Below are 16,646 nucleotides of genomic sequence, written 5' to 3'. Positions count from 1 at the left end.
ATGATATAGAGTGCTTCCCTTGCCAACGGAATGCCGAAACGAGACGTGCATGCCAGCTCCCCCGTCCTGTCAAATCCGCCTGATCGCGCCTTCCGGCTACCCCCACGACCGTGAAGCCATGACGCGCGGCGTGCAGCGCTTGCGCGATGCCGGTTGCACGATGGATGGCTTGGAGGTGATCGATCGCACCGAGTTGCGTTATGCCGGTAGCGATGCTCAGCGCATGGCCGACATCAACAGCCTGGCAACACTGGATACGTTGCCGGATATCGCGCTGTCGATCCGCGGCGGTTACGGGGCAACGCGCTTGCTGGAGCATCTACGCTACGACGCTTTGCGCGAGCGCCTGACCGGCCAGCCTTGCGTGCTGGTCGGGCACAGCGACTTCACCGCGTTGCAGATGGCGCTGTATGCGAAAAGCGGGCTGGTCACTTTCGGTGGGCCGATGTTGGGGCCGGATTTCGGCGCGCACCGGCTGAGTCCGCTGACCTGGCGGCATTTCTGGCGCACGCTCAGCGCGCCGCATGGCAACGCGAGCTGGGATTGCGGGGAAACCGAGGAGCTGGCCGTGGAAGGGCCGTTGTGGGGCGGCAATCTCGCCATGTTGTGCAGCCTGCTGCAAACACCGTACTTCCCTCGCATCGAGGGCGGCATCTTGTTCGTGGAAGACATCGGCGAGCCGCCGTTCCGCATCGAGCGGCTGCTTTACCAGCTCCATCTTTCGGGCGTACTGAAGCAGCAGCGGGCGCTGATCCTGGCCGACTTTAGCCACTGCCGCCCGGCCCCGTACGACAACGGCTATGACCTGGCCGATGGCTTCAAGCAGATCCGTAGCATCGCGGGTATCCCGGTGCTTTCGGGCATGCCGTTCGGCCACGAAGCGGACAAGTTCACCCTGCCGTTCGGCGTACCGGCGCGCTTGCGCGTGGTAGGGCGGCGGGCCAGCCTGGACTTTCACGGCTATCCCCATCTACGCCAGGCCCACGAGCCCTCCATGGCCTGAACCTCCTGGGCTGGGACGGCATCCCCAGCTCTCAGGCGGTTTGCGTACGGGCTTTTTCGCTCCCGCCTACGCCCCCAGGTCCTCTGCAAGATGAGCAGTTCCGCCCGCAAACCCGTAAAATAGCGCGCTTGCAGCGGGCCAAGCGCCGCCCATCCACAGGAATTGAAGCCGTATGAACATCATCGAAGGCGATTTCGCCACGCCCAAGGGCCGCTTTGCCATTGTCGCCGCCCGCTTCAACGGCTTTGTGGTCGAATCGCTGGTGGCCGCCGCACGCGACACGCTGGTGCGTCATGGCGTAGGCGAGGATGCCATCGATCTGGTCCGCGTGCCCGGTGCATGGGAACTGGGTTCGACCGCGCACAAACTGGCGCACTCGGGCAAGTACGCGGCGGTAATCGCCCTTGGCGCAGTGATACGCGGCGGTACGCCGCACTTCGATTACGTCGCCGGCGAATGCGCCAAGGCATTGGCGCAGGCGGCGCTGAGTTCCGGCGTGCCGGTGGCGTTCGGCGTGCTCACCACCGACAACATCGAACAAGCCATCGAGCGTTCCGGCACCAAGGCCGGCAACAAGGGCGCCGACGCTGCGATGGTCGCCCTTGAGATGGTCAATCTGTACGGAAAGCTGTAATGCACCCGCGTCCCGAAGGCATCGATCTCGCCGCGCGCTCGCGCGCCCGCCGCCGCGCCCTGCAGGCTGTGTATGCATGGCAAATGAGCGGCAGCTCGATGAAATCAGTGATCGATCAGTTCCGTCACGAGCAGGACATGGAAGTGGCCGACCTGGAGTACTTCGAGGACCTGCTGCGTGGCGTGGAACAGCATCTGGCCGAGCTGGACGAAGCGCTGGCGCCCTACATCGATCGCGACGTGGAGCAGATCGATCCGGTGGAGCGTGCGGCGTTGCGACTGGCGGCCTACGAGCTGAAGCATCGGTTGGATGTGCCGTATCGCGTGATCATCAACGAGGCGATCGAGGTGACCAAGCGCTTTGGTGCGGATCACGGTCACAGCTATGTGAATGGCGTGCTGGACAAGCTGGCGGCGCAGGTCAGGGACGTCGAGAAAAAGGGTTGAGCCAATGGTTTCGTAGGCGGGGGTGCCACCGCTGCGCCCCGCATGGAAACATTGGCATCCGCGCCTTCGCCTACCGTAGCAATCAGTAGGGAAACCGATGGAATTCTCCCTCATCGACCGCATCCGCAAGCTCACCGCGCAAGGGCGTGACGATGTGCGCCTGGGTATCGGTGATGACGCTGCGCTGCTAGCTGTACCCACGGGCCAGGAACTGGCCGCAGCCATCGACACCATGGTCGAAGGCGTGCATTTCCCATCCGGCACTGCGGCGGCTGACATCGGCTGGAAAGCGCTCGCGGTCAATCTTTCCGACCTCGCCGCCATGGGCGCTACGCCGGCCTGGGCGTTGTTGGCGTTGAGCTTGCCGAATGCGGATGCGGTTTTTATCGATGGCCTTGCTACCGGTTTCGCGCAGCTCGCCCAGCATTATCGGCTTGCGCTGGTAGGCGGCGACACTACGCGCGGCGCGCTGACGATCAGTGTGGCAGTACATGGGTTCGTGCCGCCTGGAAAAGCACTCACCCGTGCAGGTGCGCGAGTGGGTGACACGGTGCTGGTCACCGGCACACTGGGTGATGCAGCAGGCGGATTGGAATTGATACAGCGAAAGCACGGTCGCGACGACGAGCAAACAGCCTATCTGGTTGAGCGCCTCAACCGACCCATGCCGCGAGTTGCAGCGGGCCTTGCCCTGCGTGAACGCGCAAGCGCATGCATTGACGTTTCCGATGGCCTGCTCGCCGATCTTGGCCACATTTGCACATCCAGCCGGGTCGGGGCGGAGATCGAGACGGCCTTGTTGCCGCGTTCGCCGGCCTTGCTCGATCTGTTCGGCGATGCTGCCTCGTGCGAATTCGCACTGGCCGGCGGTGACGATTACGAGTTGTGCTTCACCGTGCCGCCGCAACAGGTGGCGGCCGTGCAGGCGGATCTGGCCAGGCTGGGTTGCAGCGCTACGTGTATCGGCCGCATTGTCGAAGGCAAGGGTATCCAGATACTAGATCGCGAAGGACGTCCGTTGGCTCCGGGCCGCCAAGGTTGGGATCACTTCAGCGCATGAATGAACGCAAGGTTCTCACTCAAACGCAACGGCGCGCGCTGCTTTCGACGCCAACCGGCTGGCTTGCCTGTGGTTTCGGTTCCGGCCTTGCGCCCGTCGCGCAAGGCACCTTCGGCTCGCTCGCTGCGATTGGGCCGTGGCTGCTGCTGCGTCAGGGCTCGTTGTCGCTCAATCTGCTGGTAATCGTCATTGGCTTTGCCATCGGAGTGTGGGCCTGCGATGTCGCAGGTCGGGCATTGGGCGTGGACGACCATCGTAGCCTCGTGTGGGACGAATTCATCGGCCAGTGGATCGCCTTGCTGCCCGCGCTGTTGGCGCCATGGTGGGCGGTGGCGGCCGGCTTCGTGCTGTTCCGTCTGTTCGACGTGTGGAAGCCGTGGCCGATTCGCTACCTGGACAAGCATCTGAAGCGTGGGCTTGGTGTGATGATGGACGACGTGGTCGCCGGGATCTTCGCAGCCATCGTGCTGAAGCTGCTGCTGGCCTACGTGTGAGGCATGGCAAGCGGAGCCCGGTGAGCTGCCGCTTACTGAAGGTCGCGTGACCTTGTTATCGTAGGGGTCTCTACAAAGCATACGGGTGAGCGCCATGGGCATGGCATGGACGAAAGGGCTGGCGGCCTCGGCGGCGATATCTTTGTTCGCACTGACTTATGCGGCGCACGCACAAAATGCATCGCAAGCCGGTGGCGCAGATGGCTCGACTTATCTTACGCAGCACTTCAGTTTCGACTCGCTCAACCTCGACGTGCAGGCGGCGATCACTCGTGCGAATCTCGCGCCGGTGCCGTTCGCAAAAATCACGCTGCGCACGAGCGACTCCGTAAGCTCGCCGGAGCAGGCCAAAGCTTCGAGCTACACCACTGAGATCGCGCTGGAAAACGCCGGGCATGGTTTGGTGCGGCGTGTGCAAGCGATACAAGACAACAAGGCCAGCACGATCGCAACGCGCCTGGACCTTAGCTACCGTGGCTACTTTTCGTTCCTCTCGCAGGGCATTTCTCCGCAGGCCAAGAGCATTCCGCCGGTGCAGGAAGCGCGCAAGGTGTTGCGCTTCGATAGCGGCACTAGCGGTCACATAGCGTTCGTCTATCTATACGGCAGCACGGGGTCGCCGAGCTTCCAGGATCCGGGGCAGTTCCTGTGCGACAGCGGCAAGAGCTATAGCGCTTCGCAACTGAATCCGTCGATCCAAGGCCAGGCGCTTGAACTCAATTGCCGTGTCATCGACAGCAACGGCATCGAAACCGACAAACTCACGCTGGCTTATCTTGATAAATATGCCGTGGCTGTAACGCTGCGCGCCCATAATGGTCAGCGTACGGTGGATAGCACCATCGTTGATTTCAAGGTTCAATGACGGCTCGCCCTAACGCGTAATGGGAGTTCACCATGCAATACCGCCGCCTTGGTCGCACTGGCTTGCAGCTGTCCGCGCTGTCCTTCGGCGCCTGGGTTACCTTCGGTCGCCAGGTGGGCCGATCGGATGCGCGCGAACTGTTGGCGCTGGCCTGGGACCGGGGCGTCAATTTCTTCGACAACGCCGAGACCTACAACCACGGCGAGGCCGAACGCCTGATGGGCGACGTGCTGGCGGACCTGCGTTTTCCGCGCGATAGCTACTGCGTATCGAGCAAGGTGTATTTCGGCGCGGCAGAGAAACCGCGGCCGACGCAGCGCGGCTTGTCGCGCAAGCATGTGATCGAGGCCTGCCACCAGGCGCTGGAGCGCTTGCGCGTGGGGCATCTGGATCTTTATTTCTGCCATCGTCCCGATCCGGAAACGCCGATCGAGGAAACAGTGGCTGCCATGGACACGCTGATCCGCCAAGGCAAGGTGCTGTACTGGGGTACCAGCGAATGGCCGGCCGCGGCCATTCACGAAGCGCATCGCATCGCACAAGCTATGCACATGTACGCGCCGGTAGTGGAGCAGCCGCAATACAACTTGCTGCATCGCGAACGCGTAGAACAGGAATACGCACCGCTGTACGCCAGTTACGGCATGGGTACCACGATCTGGTCGCCGCTGGCGTCAGGCTTGTTGAGCGGCAAGTACAACCAGGGCGTTCCGGAAGGCTCGCGCCTGACGCAACCGGGTTACGAATGGCTGCACGACCTGGTGCTGGGCGAGGGTGGCGAACGCGTGGAAAAAGTGAAGCGCCTGCCGGCCATAGCCGCGGAAGTCGGGGCTACGCCAGCACAGCTGGCGATTGCATGGTGCCTGGCCAATCCGAACGTCTCGACCGTGCTGCTAGGCGCAAGTCGAAGGGAGCAGCTGGAGCAGAACCTGGGTGTGCTGGAATTGTTGCCGCGTTTCGATCTGGCGCTGAAGGAACGGATCGAGCAGGCGCTGGCCTGAACCTACGTTACTGGGGGGCTGATTTCGCCCGGCGTGGCGAGCTTGACTGATAAATGAGAATCATTATCATTCAAGCGTCCCCCTGACGATGGAGTTCAGCCATGTCCACGAGCGGTACGCTACTTACTCTTTCCCGCTTACAGCCACCGCCGACGCTGTCCCATCCGGACGGCGTCGCCATGACCCCGCCGGTGCGCCGCATTTCCAGCCAGCGACTGCTGGCCGGCGAGCGCGAACTGGTGATCCAGCATTTGGGCAGCGAATACCATCTGCGCCTCACGCGCAACGGCAAGCTGATCCTGACCAAATAAGGCGCCCGCGCCGCCCAAGTCTTACCACCCGTTCCGCCAGCCCGTTTACGCCAGCCGGGTCTTCATGCAGGAGATCGCCATGTTCGGCTGGCTTGCCACCCGTTCCTCTTCCCCTTGCCGCCGTGCAGCACGCGCTGTCGTATCACGGCGCGCAAGGCGCATCACTCCTCGGGCATTGATCGACATATTGCCCGGACTCGGCAGCGTGCTCTATCTCCAGGCTGTATCGAACACGGCGATGCCGACCGCCTTGCCGCCAGGCTTGCTGGTGATGCAGCACAGCTTCGCTCCCTTGCTGGACGTGCACTGGCTGGTCGCCATCAGCGCGGTCACCGATGATGGGCCGCGTGAATGGTGCGATTGCGTCGATTCGCTCGGCCGCACGCTGGCACGCTGGCATCTGTTGCCCGATACGGACTACCTCGCCTGGGACGCGCTGGCGGCATCCTGCAAGGCGAATGCCGATGCAGTTTTCCACACGCAACCTCTGAGGCCGCAGTACGCCAGGGTGATGAATTTCCGGCTGCGTGAGTTTGCTGGCTTGCTGTTGCTGGAGCGGGGTGCTTCCGTTGCGCTGTCGCCGCTTGGCGAGCGCATCGCCGGGCGCATCGCACAGGCCGAGTCCGCCGTCCTGCAGCCGTAGCGAATGCCGGCGTCTGTCCGCTGTCCGGCGAGTGTCCGCGGACAGCCGCAAGGATCATGATTGTAACTTTAAGTTACTGATCCTCTTGAATTAATTTGGCATTCGCGGGCTGGCACGCGGATTGCTGATCATGGGTGGGGGCCGCACTGTCCGCGGCCAAGGACCACACCATGATTCGTGACACTTCCGCCCAGGACCGCCTGATCCAGGTCAAGCCCAGTCCCAAGAAGAAACTCTTGTGGATCGGCGGGGCCGTGGCCGCCGTGATCGTCCTGGCCTTCTTTGCGCCAGCTGTCACGCGTCTTTTTTCCGCCGATTCCTCGGTCAGCGCTTCGCGATTGGCGTTCGCCACCGTGCAGCGCGGGCCGTTCGTGCGCGACATCGCGGCCGAAGGGCAGGTGGTCGCGGCGGTGAGTCCTACGCTGTACGCCACTTATGGCGGTGCCGTCACGCTGAAAGTGCACGCCGGCGATACGGTGAAGAAGGGCCAGGTGCTGGCGCTGATCGACAGCCCCGAACTGGTCAACAAGCTCGCCCAGGAGCAATCCAACGCCGATGCGATGGAAGTGGACTATCTGAGCGCCCAGATCGCCGCGCGCACCAACCAGTCGCAAATGCAGAAGGCGTACGACAACGCCAAGATCGACGAGGAAACCGCGGCACGCGATTTTGACCGCTATGAAAAAGCCTACCAACTCGGCGGCGTGCCACAGATGGACGTGGACAAGGCCAAGGACACGCTGAACAAGGCGAAGATCACCCTGGCGCACGCGCAGGCCGATCTCAATCTCGGCAACGACACCGGTACTTTCAACGTCAAGGCCAAGAAGCTCGCGCACGATCGTCAGGTGCTGATGGTGCAGGACCTGCAGCGACAGGTCGATAACCTCAATGTGCGTTCGCCGGTGGATGGCCAGGTCGGCCAGTTGTTCATCGCCGAACGTGCGACGGTCGCCAAGGATGCGCAACTGGTCAGCGTGATCGATCTTTCCGCCCTGGAGGTGGAAGTGAAGGTGCCGGAAAGCTTCGCTCGCGATCTCGCTGTGGGTATGGGCGGAGAAATCAGCGGCAACGGCAGCACCTGGAAGGGTATCGTCAGTGCGATTTCGCCCGAAGTGGTCAATGGCGAAGTGGCAGCGCGCGTGCGCTTCGATGGCGGCACGCCCAAGCAACTACGCCAGAACCAGCGCCTGTCCGTACGCATCCTGCTAGACCATCGCGATAATGTACTGACGGTGCAGCGTGGCTCGTTCGTGGACGAATCCGGCGGCAGCTATGCCTATGTGGTACGTGACGGCATTGCCACCAAGACGCCGATCCGCGCAGGCGAGAGCAGCATCGACAAAGTGGAGATTCTCGATGGACTGAAGGAAGGCGACAACATCGTGATTTCCGGTACCGACAATTTCAAAGGCGCACAGCGCGTCGTAATAAGCCGTTGACAGCCAAACCCAGAAGGAATGACACCCATGCTGAAAATGACGCATCTCTCCAAGGTCTATCGCACCGAAGTGGTGGAAACCTATGCGCTTCGCGATTTCAACATCGACGTGAAGGAAGGCGAGTTTGTAGCCGTGACCGGTCCATCCGGCTCGGGCAAGACCACCTTTCTTACGATCGCGGGCTTGCTGGAAACCTTCACCGGCGGTACCTATCACCTGGACAATCTTGACGTCAGCAATCTCGACGACAACGCACGCTCGAAGATCCGCAACGAGAAGATCGGCTTCATCTTCCAGGCCTTCAACCTGATTCCCGATCTGAATGTGTTCGACAACGTGGAAGTGCCGCTGCGCTACCGCGGCATGAAGGCGCCGGAACGCAAGGAGCGCATCATGGGCGCGCTGGAGCGCGTGGGTCTGGCCTCGCGCGCCAAACACTATCCGGCGGAACTATCCGGCGGTCAGCAGCAGCGCGTCGCCATCGCACGTGCACTTGCCGGCAGCCCGCGCTTGCTGCTCGCCGACGAACCCACCGGCAACCTGGATACGCAGATGGCCCGTGGCGTGATGGAGCTGCTGGAAGAAATCCATCGCGACGGCGCGACCATCGTGATGGTCACGCATGATCCGGAGCTGGCCGCGCGTGCGCAGCGCAACGTGCACGTTATCGATGGTCAGGTAGTGGACCTGGCAGAGGACCCGCGTTTCCACACCGCGTACGCCGCAGCGGCCGGACAAGTGCGTGGGTAACCAAAACTCCCTCCCCTGCTTGGCAGGGGAGGGGCAGTTCGCGGCAAGAACGGGGAACGCGCGCCGAACATCGGCAGCGTAAAAACTTTCAGCGATACGAGACACCTCTAACCATGCTCGCCTATTACCTCCAACTTGGTCTGCGCAGCCTCCGGCGCAACCCCATGCTCACGGCGCTGATGGTCATGGCGATCGGGTTTGGCGTATCGGCTTCGATGATCACCTACTCGGTGTTTCGCGCCGTATCCGGCAATCCGATACCAGACAAGTCTTCACGGCTGTTCGTACCACAGATCGACAGTTGGGGGCCGGGGCGGAACGAAAAGGGCGATCCGCCGGGCGCCTTGAACTACGTTGACGCGATGGCCTTGACAAGGGCGCATCAGGCTTCGCGCATGACGCTCATTTACCAGGTCGGGTTGTCAACGCTGCCCCGCGATGCCGACAGCGTGCCGATCGCTACCGAGGGTTATGCCGTAACGGCCGACTTTTTCACCATGTTCGATGCGTCGTTTCTCTACGGCAGCGGCTGGAGTACCGCCGATGACGATAGCCGCGCAGCCGATATCGTGCTTAGCGATGGCTTTAATCAACGCATGTTCGGGGGCGCCAACAGCGTCGGGCGGAAGATTACCCTTTCCGGGCATGACTACCGCGTCGTTGGCGTGACCAGGCACTGGGACCCATCGCCGCGTTTTTACGTTGCATGGATGGGGGCCGAATTCGACAATCCGCCTGATTACTACCTATTGCTCAACCGTGCGCTCGACCTGCAAATCGACAACGATGGCAGGAACAGCTGTCGCGGCGCGATTACCTACAAAAACTGGGGCGAATTCCTGCAAAGCAACTGCGTGTGGCTGATGCCATGGGTGGAGTTGGACACCTCCAGTGACGTTGCTCGCTATCGCAGCTTCCTTGAAAGCTATTCGGCCGATCAGCAGCGCGCGGGCCGTTTCGGCTGGGCGCCGAACGTGCGCTTGCCCGATGTGATGCAGTGGCAGGAGGTCCAGCATTCCGTTCCACCGGAGAGCCGTATTTCGCTGATCGTGGCCATGAGCTTTTTTGCCATCTGCCTGGTCAACACGATCGGCCTGCTGCTGGCAAAGTTCATGCGCCGCGCCGGCGAGATCGGTGTGCGTCGCGCGTTGGGCGCGACCCGGCACGAAATCTATGCGCAATATCTGGTCGAAGCCGCAGCAGTCGGACTGGCCGGAGGACTGCTGGGGCTGTTGCTCACAGCAGTGGGCATGTCGGGGGTGGGGCTGCTGTTTGAACCGGAGATTGCGCGGCTTGCGCATCTGGATGTGTCCCTGATCGGGCTAACCCTGGTGGCCGCCGTCTTCGCCACCATCGCGGCTGCGTTCTATCCAGCTTGGCGCGCCGCGCAGGTGCAGCCGGCCTGGCAACTGAAATCCAACTAAGGCGGGGAGAGTTCATGCATATTCAGCCCATTCTCGTCGCGCTGCGCCGTCACAAGGCGGGTACGGTCCTGATCGCATTGCAGATCGCTTTGACGCTGGCCATCGTCTGCAATGCCCTGTTCATTATCCATGAGCGCGTCGCGCACATCAGCGAGCCTAGCGGTGTGGACGAGGCCGATCTGTTTGTGATCGCGAACCAGTGGGGAGCGCAGTACTCCACACAGGAGACCGTGGAAAGGATCCAGCAGGACATCGCTACGCTGCGGCAATTGCCAAGTGTCCAGGAAGCTTCCGCCGCCAATAGCTATCCGATGAGAGGCGTAGGCTGGGATAACTTCATCACCATGCAACCGGATCAGCGCGCCCCGACCAGCGACGCGGCCTATTTCACCGGCGACGAAAACTTTTTGCGCACGCTCGGCGTCAAGCTGATCGCCGGACGTGACTTCCGGCCGGAAGAAGTGCAAAACATGGGCTTGAGGCAGAACGTCGCTACGCCCGTCGCCATCATCACCAAGGCGATGGCCGACAAACTGTTTCCCAAAGGTGAGGCGCTCGGCAAGACGTTCTATGCGATGACCAGCACGCCCATCACCGTAATCGGCATTGTGGACGTGCTGCATCGGGGCGATGTCAGTACCTGGAGCGCACCCTACGCGGGCGAATCGATGGTGGTGCCGATTCGGTTGGCGGTTCCCTCGGGGCTCTTCTACATCGTACGCGCCAAGTCCGGACAACTTGCCGCGGCAATGCGTGAAGCGCCGAAGGCGCTGTATGCGGAAAATCGCATGCGCATAATCGATCCCAAGGACGGTTTGCTCAGCTTCGCCCAAGTGCGTCATCGCGCGTTTGAAAGAGATCGTGGCATGGCAATCCTGATGGGCATCATTTGCGTGGTGCTGCTGGCCATTACGGCGGCCGGCATTGTCGGACTCACCAGCTTCTGGGTGGGGCAGCGGCGCCGGCAGATCGGAGTGCGTCGGGCATTGGGTGCCACGCATCGCGATATCCTCAATTACTTCATGACGGAAAACCTGCTGATCAGCCTGGGCGGCCTGGCGATCGGCGTGCTACTGGCGTTCGGCCTCAATCTCTGGCTGGTCACCCGCTTCACACTGGCCATGTTGCCGCTGACTTACGTATTGGGTGGCGTCGTCATCTTGTTGTTGTTGGGGCAGGGAGCAGTGTTTGCTCCAGCGCTGCGCGCATCGCGCGTCCCTCCCATCGAGGCGACACGTCCGGCATGAACATGCATCTGCTCGGGCAAGGGGCCGTGGGCGCCTGCGCTACGCGCACAGCGTGTAGCGCCTGTGGAGGCGACACGTTGGGTATGAAGGGCACGCTCGCAAGAGCGATGAATTGAAACGGGGAGGCAGCATATGCTGGGCTATTACCTTGATCTTGCAGTACGCAGTCTGAAACGAAGCCCGGGTCTTACCGCGCTGATGATACTGATCGTCGGTTTTGGTGTGGCCGCTTCCATGACCAGCTATTCGGTGTTCCGCGCGGTATCGGGCGATCCGATTCCCTGGAAGTCCTCGCGGCTGTTCGTGCCGCAAATCGACATCTGGGGGCCGAAAGGGCATTCGGACGGATCCAGCGGCAACGAGCCACCGGAAGCGCTGGACTACACCGATGCAGTAGCTTTGATGCGCGATCACCGCGGCAAATACCAGTCGGCGATGTATCGCGTTTCACCCTCGGTCGTTCCGCCCGATCCGCACATGCATCCGATCAACGTCGGCGGGCATGCGGTCTACAGCGAATTCTTCAGCATGCTCGACGTGCCGTTCCAGTTCGGCGGTGCATGGGGTGCCGATAGCGATGCGCAGCACGCCTCGGTGGTGGTGATCAATAGCAAGCTCAACCAGAAGCTGTTCGGCGGCGCCAACAGCGTGGGCAAGACCGTCAACATCGACAGCAAGGACTATCGCGTCGTAGGCGTGCTGGACAATTGGAATCCCAAGCCGACGTTCTTCGACGTGGTCAACACCGGCGGATTCACTACCGGGCAAGAGGATGTGTTCCTGCCCTTTACCCGGGCCATCGATGTCGGCATGGGTAACGATGGCAATACCAATTGCGCGGAAGTTCCCACGGGCTCAGGTTTCGTCGGGCTGCAGCAGTCGTCCTGCGTGTGGATCGCGTATATGGTGCAACTGGACGACAAGGCGGCGGTGTCCGCCTACAAGGATTACCTGGATGGCTATTTCCGCGATCAGAAGGCGTCCGGACGCTTCAATTGGGCCTTGAACAACCGCTTGCGCGACCTGCCGGCGTGGCTGGAGTCCGAGCATGTGGTGCCGAGCGACACCAAGATATCGCTGCTGGTGGCTTTGGGTCTGCTGATTGCCTGCCTGGTGAATACGGCCGGCTTGCTGCTAGCGAAGTTCCTGCGCCGCAGTTCCGAAATCGGCGTGCGCCGAGCTTTGGGCGCGCCGCGCATGGCCATCTATGTGCAATTCCTGGTCGAAGCCGGCACGGTCGGCCTGTCCGGAGGCTTGCTCGGCCTATTGCTGACCTGGGTGGGCATCCATGGCGTGAGCTGGGTGCTGCCCAAGGAAATCGCTTCCCTGGCACGCGTTGATTTGAGCCTGTTGGCGCTCACCCTGGCGATCGCGGTTCTTGCCACGATGCTGGCCGGCCTTTACCCCACCTTCCGTGCCTCGCGCGTACAGCCCGCGTTGCAGCTGAAAACGAACTAAGGAGACGCCGTCATGTCCTTGCCCCCCATGATCGCAGCATTGCGCAAGCACAAGGCCGGCGTGGTGCTGATCGCGCTGCAGATTGCCTTGACGCTGGCTATTGTCTGCAACGCGGTCTTCATCATTTATGCGCGCATCCAGAACGTGCAGCGACGGACCGGTCTGGATGAAACCAATCTGTTCCTGGTCACCCAGCAATGGGTGGGGGCGCCGAGCGGCGACAGTCCGGCCGACCTTGAGAAACTGGACACGATGTTGCGCGAGGACCTCAATGCTCTAGGCTCGATGCCGGGCGTCGAGTCCGTAACGCCCGTCAATTCGGTGCCGTTGTTTCCATCGAGCTGGAATGGCTCGGAGTCATTGAAGCCGGGCACCGATATGCGCGCGGGTAACGCACGCACGACCTTCTATTTTGGCGATGAGCAGCTGCTGAAGACGTTTGGCCTGCATCTGGTTGCCGGGCGTAACTTCACCGCGGCGGACGTGGCTCACAAGGCGCTGCGTGATTCTAGCGAGCCCAATGTCATCATCGTCACCAAGCCGCTGGCGGACAAGTTGTTTCCGCAGGGTGACGCGCTCGGCAAGGCCATTTACCTCGACGGTAGCAATACGCCGAGCACCATCGTCGGCGAAGTGGAACGTCTGCAGGTGCCCTCCGTGGGCAGTTGGGCCAGCAGTTTCGTATGGAACTCCACCATCGCACCGCTTCGCATGAATAGCAATTTCTCGCGCTATGCGGTGCGTACCAAGCCAGGGCGGCTCGAAGCGGTGATGCGTGCGGTGCCGTCAAAGTTGTACGCCGTCAATGCCATGCGCGTGCTCGATGACGACAGCGTCAAGTCATTCAAGGACATTCGTGCCGAGGCCTATCGCGCGGACATCGGCATGGCGGTGCTGATGGGGGTGATCTGCCTGATCCTGCTGGCCGTCACGGCGGCAGGCATTGTGGGCCTCACCAGTTTCTGGGTCGGCCAGCGCCATCGCCAGATCGGTGTGCGCCGCGCATTGGGAGCGCGCAAGATCGACATCCTGCATTACTTCCAGATGGAGAACCTGATGATCGCCGGCGGCGGCGCTCTGGTCGGCATAGTCCTGGCGGTCGCCTTGAACCGGGTACTGATGAGCAAGTTCGAAATGCAAAGCATGCCGGCCTACTACGTACTGGCCGGGCTGGCCGTGGTGGTGGCGCTGGGGCAGATCGCGGTGTTCGTGCCGGCGCGGCGTGCTTCGAACGTGCCGCCGGTGGTGGCGACGCGCTCGGTGTAGCGGACCCAAGGGACCGGCGAAAAGGAGCGTCCATGTTGTCCTATTACTTCCACCTGGCGATACGCAGCCTCAGGCACAACAAGGTGCTTACCGGCTTGATGGTGCTGGCGATCGCCGTCGGCATCGGGGCAAGCATGACCACGCTGACGGTCATGCATCTGTTGTCGGGCAATCCGTTGCCCGGCAAGAGCGACGTTCTTTTCTATGCACAGGTCGATCCGAACCCGAACGGTGCGGCCAGCCGTCATCAGGAGCCGCCGGACAAGCTGGATTATCAATCGGCTATCGACTTGTGGAGCAAACACAACGCGGATCGCCAGGCATTGGTCGTGGAGAGCCCGGTGAAGCTGTCGGCCCCCGACGTCAAGCGTCCTCCATCCATGGGGATGTTGATGTCCACCACGGCGGATTTCTTCACCATGTTCGACGTGCCGTTTCAGTACGGTGGTTCGTGGACCGGCGAAGATGATGCACGGCGAAGCCGGGTCGCGGTGATTTCCTCGGAGCTCAACGACAGGCTTTATGGCGGCGTCAACAGTGTGGGGCGAACGCTGCGGCTGCGTAACGACGATGTTCGCATCGTGGGTGTGCTCAAGCCGTGGCGTCCAGCGCCGCAGTTCTACGACGTGGCCGGCGGCCGCTTCAGCCAGGGGCAGACGGCCGACTACTATGCGAAGCCCGAAGATGCTTTTACGCCCTTCTATACCGGACTGGAGGTCAACGATGGCCATTTCGAACAGTTCAATTGCTGGGACGCTCCCAAGGTACCTGGGCATCTGATGGGTGCGGGTTGCGAATGGATCGGCCTGTGGGTAGAGCTCGATTCAAAGGCCAAGGTGACCTCGTATAGGTCGTTCCTTGCCAATTACGCTGCACAGCAGAAGGCATTGGGCCGGATCAGCTATGCGGACAATACGCGATTGCGCGATCTGATGGACTGGCTTCAGTTCAATCAGGTAGTGCCCAGCGACGTGCGCTTGCAGGCATGGCTGGCGCTTTCCTTCCTGGTGATTTGCCTGTGCAACACCGTCGGTTTGCTGCTGGTGAAGTTTCTGCGCCGTAGTGGCGAAATCGGCATACGCCGTGCATTGGGTGCTTCGCGTCGGCAGATTTTCGCCCAGTGCCTGATCGAGGCAAGCGTGATCGGCGTATTCGGTGGAGCCGGTGGATGGTTGCTTACGCTGGTTGGTTTGGGGCTGGTGCGCCGGCAGCCCGTGGCTTATGCGGACCTCGCGCATCTGGACGTTTCGATGTTCGGCCTGACGTTCCTGCTTGCCGTGTTGGTAAGTGCGTTCGCGGGCACTTTGCCGGCATTGCGCGCAAGCCGCATTGCGCCCGCATTGCAACTGAAGACGCTATGAGGTTGGCATGATGCAGATTCGACCGATACTGGCGGCCCTGCGTCGCCACCGCATTGCGACGTTCCTGATTGCCTTGGAGATCGCTCTGGCATGCGCGGTGTTGTGCAATGCCTGCTTCTTGATCGTCAATCGCATCCACGCCATGCATGTCGTGAGCGGCGTGGACGAAAAGTCGCTGGCCTATCTGGTCCTGGACGGTTACGACCGCGGCCGCACAAACGATCTGAATGCGCGCATCATCGCGGGTCTTTCAGCCATACCAGGCGTGAAGGGGGTCGGTGTTCTCAACACCATACCGTTTGGCGATAACAGCAGCATAAACGGCATCACCATCGATCCCGCGCGTCAGCGTTACAGCCACGAAATCAACACCTATATCGGTGACGCTGCAAGCTTGCGCGCGCTGAACCTGCGCCTGGTGGCAGGTCGCATGCCGACGACCGATGACTATCGGTCGATAGCGAACGGATTCGTGCCAAGGGATTCGATGGTGCTGATCACCCGTTCGCTGGCCGATTCCGTGTGGCCGGGAGAGAATCCCTTGGGCAAGGATTTCTGGTGCATCGATTTTCATTTCCGGGTGATTGGCGTGGTCGATCATCTCACCATTCCGGAGCCGGAGAGCCGGGCAGCGGCCGGACGCGATTTTTCGGCCTTCGTTGCCGCCACGCCAGGCAACGAAATGGGTGGCGGCTACGTGATCCAGGCCGACCCACGTGAGCTGCCGCGTGTTTTCCGCGAGGTGATGCTGGCGATCCCGAAAATCGCGCCGGAGGTCGTTGTCGACCACGACGGTAGTGGATTGCTCAGCGATTTGCGTGAGCGCTACTTCCTTAACGATCGCGCCATGGTCGGCATACTGCTTGGCGTGATTGCCGCACTAATGCTGGTGACGGCATTGGGCATCGTTGGCCTGGCAAGTTTCTGGGTGCAACAGCGCCGCAAGCAGATTGGCATTCGCCGCGCCATTGGTGCGACGCGTGGCGACGTACTTCGTTACTTTCAGATCGAAAATTTCCTCATCGTGACGATGGGCATTCTGTTCGGCGTCTTGCTGGCCTATACCTTGAACCTGGTGCTGATGAAGGCTTACGAGGTCACCCATCTGCCAGCCGCTTACCTGGTGACGAGCGCCATCGTGCTGTGGCTGCTCGGCCAGCTCGCCGTACTGGGCCCGGCCCTGCGTGCAGCGGCGGTACCCCCGGTTGTGGCGACGAGATCCGTATGAACGACCGGACGAC

Annotated in this window: 17 protein-coding genes; all 17 read left to right on the top strand. The window is 61.5% G+C overall.

Annotated elements, in window-relative coordinates; genetic code table 11:
• Positions 1 to 49 precede the first annotated feature (49 nt).
• The 17 genes from ldcA (at position 50) to QQJ96_RS20240 (ending at position 16,633) form a co-directional block, all read left to right on the top strand.
• Positions 50 to 1,003 carry a muramoyltetrapeptide carboxypeptidase gene (gene ldcA / locus QQJ96_RS20320; protein ID WP_284333857.1) on the top strand — a complete coding sequence of 318 codons (954 nt, stop codon included), beginning with the start codon at positions 50 to 52 and terminating at the stop codon, positions 1,001 to 1,003.
• 172 nt (positions 1,004 to 1,175) lie between these two features.
• Positions 1,176 to 1,637, top strand: coding sequence for a 6,7-dimethyl-8-ribityllumazine synthase (ribH, locus tag QQJ96_RS20315; RefSeq protein WP_284333856.1), 462 nt, complete (start codon positions 1,176 to 1,178; stop codon positions 1,635 to 1,637).
• Positions 1,637 to 2,083 (top strand): transcription antitermination factor NusB, encoded by a 447-nt coding sequence (nusB, locus tag QQJ96_RS20310; RefSeq protein WP_284333855.1) that lies wholly within the window; start codon positions 1,637 to 1,639, stop codon positions 2,081 to 2,083. Before ribH ends, nusB begins: the two co-directional genes overlap by 1 nt.
• A gap of 97 nt (positions 2,084 to 2,180) precedes the next feature.
• The gene (thiL, locus tag QQJ96_RS20305) at positions 2,181 to 3,143 is read left to right on the top strand and encodes a thiamine-phosphate kinase (RefSeq protein WP_284333854.1); all 963 of its coding nucleotides are present in this window, start codon (positions 2,181 to 2,183) and stop codon (positions 3,141 to 3,143) included.
• Entirely contained in the window at positions 3,140 to 3,637 is a 498-nt protein-coding gene (locus QQJ96_RS20300) for a phosphatidylglycerophosphatase A family protein (RefSeq protein WP_284333853.1), read from the top strand. Before thiL ends, QQJ96_RS20300 begins: the two co-directional genes overlap by 4 nt.
• 100 nt (positions 3,638 to 3,737) lie before the next feature.
• Complete coding sequence (locus tag QQJ96_RS20295; protein ID WP_284333852.1) at positions 3,738 to 4,502, top strand: hypothetical protein; 765 nt, start codon at positions 3,738 to 3,740, stop codon at positions 4,500 to 4,502.
• A 32-nt stretch (positions 4,503 to 4,534) separates the two neighbouring features.
• The gene (locus QQJ96_RS20290; protein WP_284333851.1) at positions 4,535 to 5,503 is read left to right on the top strand and encodes a potassium channel beta subunit family protein; all 969 of its coding nucleotides are present in this window, start codon (positions 4,535 to 4,537) and stop codon (positions 5,501 to 5,503) included.
• 101 nt (positions 5,504 to 5,604) lie between these two features.
• Entirely contained in the window at positions 5,605 to 5,814 is a 210-nt protein-coding gene (hemP, locus tag QQJ96_RS20285) for a hemin uptake protein HemP (protein ID WP_284333850.1), read from the top strand.
• 79 nt (positions 5,815 to 5,893) lie between these two features.
• Positions 5,894 to 6,457 carry a hypothetical protein gene (locus QQJ96_RS20280; RefSeq protein ID WP_284333849.1) on the top strand — a complete coding sequence of 188 codons (564 nt, stop codon included), beginning with the start codon at positions 5,894 to 5,896 and terminating at the stop codon, positions 6,455 to 6,457.
• Positions 6,458 to 6,627: 170 nt separating this feature from the next.
• Positions 6,628 to 7,899 (top strand): efflux RND transporter periplasmic adaptor subunit, encoded by a 1,272-nt coding sequence (locus tag QQJ96_RS20275; RefSeq protein ID WP_284333848.1) that lies wholly within the window; start codon positions 6,628 to 6,630, stop codon positions 7,897 to 7,899.
• 27 nt (positions 7,900 to 7,926) lie between these two features.
• Positions 7,927 to 8,649: an ABC transporter ATP-binding protein gene (locus QQJ96_RS20270; RefSeq protein WP_284333847.1), complete on the top strand. Its 723-nt coding sequence runs from the start codon at positions 7,927 to 7,929 to the stop codon at positions 8,647 to 8,649.
• A 113-nt stretch (positions 8,650 to 8,762) separates the two neighbouring features.
• Complete coding sequence (locus tag QQJ96_RS20265; protein WP_284333846.1) at positions 8,763 to 10,073, top strand: ABC transporter permease; 1,311 nt, start codon at positions 8,763 to 8,765, stop codon at positions 10,071 to 10,073.
• Between the two features lie 14 nt (positions 10,074 to 10,087).
• Positions 10,088 to 11,320, top strand: a complete 1,233-nt coding sequence (locus QQJ96_RS20260; RefSeq protein ID WP_284333845.1) for an ABC transporter permease — start codon at positions 10,088 to 10,090, stop codon at positions 11,318 to 11,320.
• A gap of 132 nt (positions 11,321 to 11,452) precedes the next feature.
• Complete coding sequence (locus tag QQJ96_RS20255; protein ID WP_284333844.1) at positions 11,453 to 12,778, top strand: ABC transporter permease; 1,326 nt, start codon at positions 11,453 to 11,455, stop codon at positions 12,776 to 12,778.
• A 12-nt stretch (positions 12,779 to 12,790) separates the two neighbouring features.
• Positions 12,791 to 14,044: an ABC transporter permease gene (locus tag QQJ96_RS20250; RefSeq protein WP_284333843.1), complete on the top strand. Its 1,254-nt coding sequence runs from the start codon at positions 12,791 to 12,793 to the stop codon at positions 14,042 to 14,044.
• Between the two features lie 32 nt (positions 14,045 to 14,076).
• Positions 14,077 to 15,405, top strand: a complete 1,329-nt coding sequence (locus tag QQJ96_RS20245) for an ABC transporter permease (protein WP_284333842.1) — start codon at positions 14,077 to 14,079, stop codon at positions 15,403 to 15,405.
• Between the two features lie 10 nt (positions 15,406 to 15,415).
• Complete coding sequence (locus QQJ96_RS20240) at positions 15,416 to 16,633, top strand: ABC transporter permease (RefSeq protein ID WP_284334040.1); 1,218 nt, start codon at positions 15,416 to 15,418, stop codon at positions 16,631 to 16,633.
• Positions 16,634 to 16,646 lie beyond the last annotated feature (13 nt).

Source organism: Dyella flagellata (assembly GCF_030160275.1).
Taxonomy (GTDB): Bacteria; Pseudomonadota; Gammaproteobacteria; order Xanthomonadales; family Rhodanobacteraceae; genus Dyella_B; species Dyella_B flagellata.
Note: the sequence above shows the minus strand (reverse complement) of the source record. Positions and strands in the feature narration are given on the sequence as shown.

Coding starts and splice junctions, on each gene's coding strand:
- QQJ96_RS20245 (WP_284333842.1), top strand. CDS start 14,077: ATGTTGTCCTATTACTTCCACCTGGCGATACGCAGCCTCAGGCACAAC.
- QQJ96_RS20255 (WP_284333844.1), top strand. CDS start 11,453: ATGCTGGGCTATTACCTTGATCTTGCAGTACGCAGTCTGAAACGAAGC.
- nusB (WP_284333855.1), top strand. CDS start 1,637: ATGCACCCGCGTCCCGAAGGCATCGATCTCGCCGCGCGCTCGCGCGCC.
- QQJ96_RS20295 (WP_284333852.1), top strand. CDS start 3,738: ATGGCATGGACGAAAGGGCTGGCGGCCTCGGCGGCGATATCTTTGTTC.
- hemP (WP_284333850.1), top strand. CDS start 5,605: ATGTCCACGAGCGGTACGCTACTTACTCTTTCCCGCTTACAGCCACCG.
- QQJ96_RS20250 (WP_284333843.1), top strand. CDS start 12,791: ATGTCCTTGCCCCCCATGATCGCAGCATTGCGCAAGCACAAGGCCGGC.
- QQJ96_RS20300 (WP_284333853.1), top strand. CDS start 3,140: ATGAATGAACGCAAGGTTCTCACTCAAACGCAACGGCGCGCGCTGCTT.
- ldcA (WP_284333857.1), top strand. CDS start 50: ATGCCAGCTCCCCCGTCCTGTCAAATCCGCCTGATCGCGCCTTCCGGC.
- QQJ96_RS20290 (WP_284333851.1), top strand. CDS start 4,535: ATGCAATACCGCCGCCTTGGTCGCACTGGCTTGCAGCTGTCCGCGCTG.
- thiL (WP_284333854.1), top strand. CDS start 2,181: ATGGAATTCTCCCTCATCGACCGCATCCGCAAGCTCACCGCGCAAGGG.
- QQJ96_RS20240 (WP_284334040.1), top strand. CDS start 15,416: ATGCAGATTCGACCGATACTGGCGGCCCTGCGTCGCCACCGCATTGCG.
- QQJ96_RS20260 (WP_284333845.1), top strand. CDS start 10,088: ATGCATATTCAGCCCATTCTCGTCGCGCTGCGCCGTCACAAGGCGGGT.
- QQJ96_RS20275 (WP_284333848.1), top strand. CDS start 6,628: ATGATTCGTGACACTTCCGCCCAGGACCGCCTGATCCAGGTCAAGCCC.
- QQJ96_RS20280 (WP_284333849.1), top strand. CDS start 5,894: ATGTTCGGCTGGCTTGCCACCCGTTCCTCTTCCCCTTGCCGCCGTGCA.
- QQJ96_RS20265 (WP_284333846.1), top strand. CDS start 8,763: ATGCTCGCCTATTACCTCCAACTTGGTCTGCGCAGCCTCCGGCGCAAC.
- ribH (WP_284333856.1), top strand. CDS start 1,176: ATGAACATCATCGAAGGCGATTTCGCCACGCCCAAGGGCCGCTTTGCC.
- QQJ96_RS20270 (WP_284333847.1), top strand. CDS start 7,927: ATGCTGAAAATGACGCATCTCTCCAAGGTCTATCGCACCGAAGTGGTG.